Source organism: Candidatus Obscuribacterales bacterium, from assembly GCA_036703605.1.
Classification (GTDB): domain Bacteria; phylum Cyanobacteriota; class Cyanobacteriia; order RECH01; family RECH01; genus RECH01.
Genome location: DATNRH010000842.1, coordinates 1 through 1,553 on the forward strand (window position 1 = coordinate 1; position 1,553 = coordinate 1,553).

Sequence of the window (1,553 nt, forward strand, 5' to 3'; positions counted from 1 at the left end):
CTCCCCCCCCTGTTAACGTTGATGGGTATGGGCTAGATGGCTATGGCCCAGGATCGGTCACCCATGTTCAAATCAGCCTAAGCGATCGCAGGCTGACGCTCTACCAAAACAGCACTGCTCTGCAAACCTATCCCATTGCCGTAGGACGAGAGGGATGGCAAACGCCCGTGGGTCAATTTCAGGTGACGCAAATGATTGCCAACCCAGACTGGATGAATCCTCTCACAGGAGAAGTTCTGCGCAGTGGAGATCCTAGTAACCCCCTGGGCGATCGCTGGATTGGCTTTTGGACAGATGGCTATAACTGGGTAGGTATGCACGGCACCCCCGATCCCAGCTCCATTGGTCAGGCAGCTTCCCACGGCTGTATTCGTCTTCTTGACCATCACATTGATGAGATTTTTCGGCTGGTGCAATTGGGCACCATCGTTGTCGTCGTACCTTAGATCTGCTGGCTAGGGTGCATTCAAGATTTGACTTCTGCTCCCAGAAACCCTCGGGTATGTAAGGAGATGCCTTGGGTTCCCCAACGCCTGCTTCCCAACCTCTGCACGAGACCTAGTTGGCTAGACAAAACCTGGTTACCAGATGCTCGACAGCCCTCACCCTGTCCCTCCCGAGGTGAGGTGGGGGTGAGGGCCATCCATGTTGGTCAGTCAGCAACTAGACTCACAGTGTTAAGACGTGAAGTCCCATTAGACCAAGTCCACAAATAGCCTACCAACGGTGCCTAGTACCTCGCGGAGCCTAGGCACACTGCCGATTTTGGCGGAGTCATTCTGGTATCTACACCTAGCTAGCCGACGCCACGTCTTCTAGGGCATGAATGTCATGTTCAACAACAAACACATTCGAATACAGGTTGGCTAGAATTTGCTTCCCTTGCTGGGTGAGTTCTAGATACCGCATTCCGTCCTTAACGTAGCGATAGACGACGTTCCAGTAAAACTTAGGATAGTTACGACGCAGATCCCCTGGATGCTCATACCCCAGCTTTTTGCTCTCGCCTGTTTCATGGAACTCGTAGTACAGAGCCCCAATTTTTTTGAGATAGCGGGGATCGCTGAGCTGCCCAATTAAATCCGCTGCTCGAATGAGACCGGGATAGTGGGTAGTGTCTTGGTGATCCGCTTCATTGGGTACCGGAAAGCGGGTTAACTCAATATTGCGCTTAATAATCTCAGCGCTGATCTTGCTGTTGTTGCCAAAGCGCTCATCAACAAACAGCTTGCCGCGATCGACGTGGTAGGGCGTCAGGGATGCATCGGATGAACCCATGCCCAACTTGACCATCTTGCCGTTTTGCCCGGTGGCATAGACGCCTTCTTTGTCTTGCCGACATACACCCTTCACATAGCCAATATCGTGGCATAGCAAGGAGACAATGAAATGCAGCCAGTCGCTGGGCGAAACGCCACCTTCACGGATGTGCTTACCCCGTAGAATCTCTTGTCCTACGAGGGCTACCAAAATCGTATGCTCGACGTTGTGGTAGAGAGCATCGCTGTTGGCGATATTCTCAAGCGCCATTGACCCAACCCAACCAATGATGT

General features: G+C 52.4%; 2 protein-coding genes. One reads left to right on the plus strand and one right to left on the minus strand.

Translation table 11 applies throughout. The annotated features are described in order from the left end of the window. Positions 1–446, plus strand: a 446-nt coding sequence (locus tag V6D20_17395; GenBank protein HEY9817558.1) for a L,D-transpeptidase, incomplete at its 5' end; no start/stop codon positions are given. A 346-nt stretch (positions 447–792) separates the two neighbouring features. Here V6D20_17395 and V6D20_17400 read toward each other — a convergent pair. Continuing rightward, positions 793–1,553, minus strand: a 761-nt coding sequence (locus tag V6D20_17400; protein HEY9817559.1) for an Npun_R2479 family HD domain-containing metalloprotein, incomplete at its 5' end; no start/stop codon positions are given.